The following is a 3,121-nucleotide window of genomic DNA, read 5'->3' as shown; positions in this document are numbered from 1 at the left end:
ATGTTAATCTGGCTGATTGTGGTAAAGCTGAGGGCAGCGCTTTTATGTCCCAGCTTTTCCACATGAAGGCCATTACCGATATCAGAGTGCTAGTGTGATTGAATCAGGCTTGCCTTGTCTGGTTCACGCGCCAAATTTCGTCATTTTGCGCTGACCTCGGGCTAACGCACTTTTGCCCCATTCCCATTTAGGATAGCTAGTTGTATCAGTTTAGCTCGAAGAAGTTTGCCCTATATTTACTAATGCGAATTATTTGATCATCAAACTTCTGTATTCGGTAATTCTCTATAAGAAAATCATATAAGTTCAAGCGCTTGAATTAATTAGATTATTCTATCGATAAATTCGCTGATCAATCATATAAATACACTGGCATTTGTATTGTGTAGCGTTACACGCTACAGTTTAATGGTGATGTGTACAGGCCTTTGTGGAGTTTATTATGAAAAGTAGCGAAATTGTTCCTCATTTAGGAATCCACATTAGACAAAATATAATCCCACAAGGGATGTCGGTAACCAAAGCTGCTGAGCATTTAGGGGTTGGGCGACCAGCCCTTTCAAATCTATTAAATGGGAAAGCATCGCTATCCCCTGAGATGGCAAGACGATTAGAGAAGGCGTTTAGTTGCTCAAGTAAAGATTTACTCGCCATGCAGACAAATTACAGCGAGACTCAGGCCGCAGATAAAGAAGCGCCATCGAATATTAAAGCATACGTGCCAACGTTCTTGGCTCTGAAAGCCAACGATATTGAGCTCTGGGCATCACAGAACATCTCTGCTCGCACGAGGTTTCCTGTTTTCTTGAGGACTCTTGTTAATTCTACAGGGTTAAACCTAACTAAAGTGGACTTCCCAGGTAATGATGATGGAGAACGTCCAGGCTGGGATGGCTTCATTATCTCAGATGAAGGTACTCCATGGATTCCGAGAGGTAAATCGGGTTGGGAGTTTGGTGTCAACAGTAATGTAAAAGGCAAGGCAGATGGAGACTTTGAGAAAAGCGTAAAAGCTATCAGTGATACTGACAGAGCTGATATGACTTTCGTATTTGTAACGCCGCGTCGATGGTCAGGCAAGGCCAAGTGGACTGATGCCAAAAAGAAGGAGCATCTTTGGAAAGATGTACGTGCATATGATGCTAGCGACTTAGAACAATGGCTAGAGCAATCTCTCGCAGGACAAGCTTGGTTCGCAAATGAAACTCACAATGTAAATAATGGTGTTCGCTCCTTAGACAAATGCTGGAATGACTGGGCTGATGTTTCAGAGCCACCATTAACAGGAAAACTATTCACCTCAGCAATTCAAGCAGCCAAGCGGAAAATTTTATCAAGATTATCAAAATGTAGTGAAGGTCCTACTATTGTAGCTGCCGACTCAAAAGAGGAAGCTCTAGCATTCGTGTCTCAACTACTAAGCCAAACTGCTGAGCCAGAATTAGCTTATTTTCGAGATAGGGTATTAGTCTTTGATGAACCTGGCGCGCTAGCAAAGCTTGCTGAAAGTACTCAAACATTCATACCGGTAGTACATAGCCGTGAAGTAGAAAAAGAGTTAGCACCATATGCTAAAAAGTTAAATTCAATTGTCATTTACCCTCGCAATGCTTTTGGTATAGAACCACATATTGTTCTGGAACCTGCAAGTTATGAGACTTTCAATAACTCTATGGAGGACATGGGAAAGAGTCGCGATGATATACAGCGCCTTGCAAATGAGTCAGGTAGGTCTCTGACCGTCCTGCGGCGTAGATTAGCTCAGGTGCCCTCTGTGCGAACTCCTGAGTGGGCAAGTGAGCATGACATAAAAGTTAGCTTGATACCTTTCCTACTCGTCGGCGCATGGCAATACAAAAATGAAGCTGATAGATGTGGAATAGAATTGCTGGCAGGGGAGCGGAGCTATTCTCAGTTAGAAAGGGAGTTTCAAAGATTAGCGCAGCTTAATGACTCTCCCGTTTGGATGACTGATGGATATCAAGGTGTTGTATCTAAAACTGACTTGTTATTTGCTGTTGGTGATGCTCTAACAGAAGATGACTTAACTCGTTTTTTTGATGTTGCTCGAATGGTTTTAGCAGAAGACAATCCAGCACTAGATCTCGAAGAGGATCAACGCTGGGCTGCTTCAATGTATGGAAAAACTAGGGAATTTTCAGAGGTGTTCCGAGAAGGGCTTTCTGAAACGTTAGTTTTATTATCTTTGCATGGAGATGCTCTGTTTAAAGGCCGTTTCTCTTTAAATGCGGAAGTTGAAGTTAGTAAGTTAGTAAGCAGTTTACTACCTTCTCCTCTAACAACTCGAACACTTGAAGCTAATGATCGTGATCTTCCTACCTACGCTGAAGCCACACCAGAAGCATTCTTATCGATACTCGAAGCTGACTTAAAAAGTGAGAACCCTGGAGTTTTTGGCTTACTTAAACCCGCCAGTATAGGGCCTTTCAGCCATCCTAGCCGTACGGGATTATTATGGGCATTAGAAGGACTTTGCTGGAATCCAATTACGGTATTACGAGCTGTGATGATCCTAGCTCAATTAGCACAGATAGAGATAGATGATAACTGGGCAAATAAACCAATTAAATCATTATTAGCTGTGTTCAGGTCTTGGATGCCGCAAACATCAGCAAACCTTGAAACGAGAATTACGTTGGTCAAACGTATCCTTGTTAAATATCCTGATATTGGTTGGAAGCTGTGCATAGAGCAATTTGACACGCGAGGTCGAATAGGTGATTACAGCCATAAACCCAAATGGCGTACAGATGGGTATGGGTATGGAGAACCACTTCAAAATAAAATTCAAGTAAAGACATTTATTGATGAAATGGTCGGTTTGGCTTTAAATCGCGAATATTACTCTATAAATATGCTCATTGACTTGCTCGACAGGTTTGACTGTCTCAATGAACATGACCAAGAGATGATTTGGTCGATTATTGAAAAATGGGCAGGAGCAAAGGCTACAGATGCGGAAAAAGCACAGCTACGTGAAAAAATCAGAGTCACTGTATTTTCTCGGCGTGCCTTAAAGCACTCTTCTATTTCTGCTGTTCAAAAGAAATTAGCAAAATCAGCTTATGATTCATTAGAACCATCAGACTTATTGTTCAAA

Annotated in this window: 1 protein-coding gene; it reads left to right on the top strand. The window is 41.8% G+C overall.

The window, feature by feature from the left end:
• Nucleotides 1-442: 442 nt before the first annotated feature.
• A partial coding sequence (locus NE536_RS22530; RefSeq protein WP_261274083.1) for a HigA family addiction module antitoxin occupies nt 443-3,121 on the top strand: 2,679 nt, incomplete at its 3' end.

It is taken from the genome of Shewanella septentrionalis (genome assembly GCF_025370265.1).
Lineage (GTDB): Bacteria > Pseudomonadota > Gammaproteobacteria > Enterobacterales > Shewanellaceae > Shewanella > Shewanella hafniensis.
This window is presented reverse-complemented; position numbering and strand designations above follow the sequence as displayed.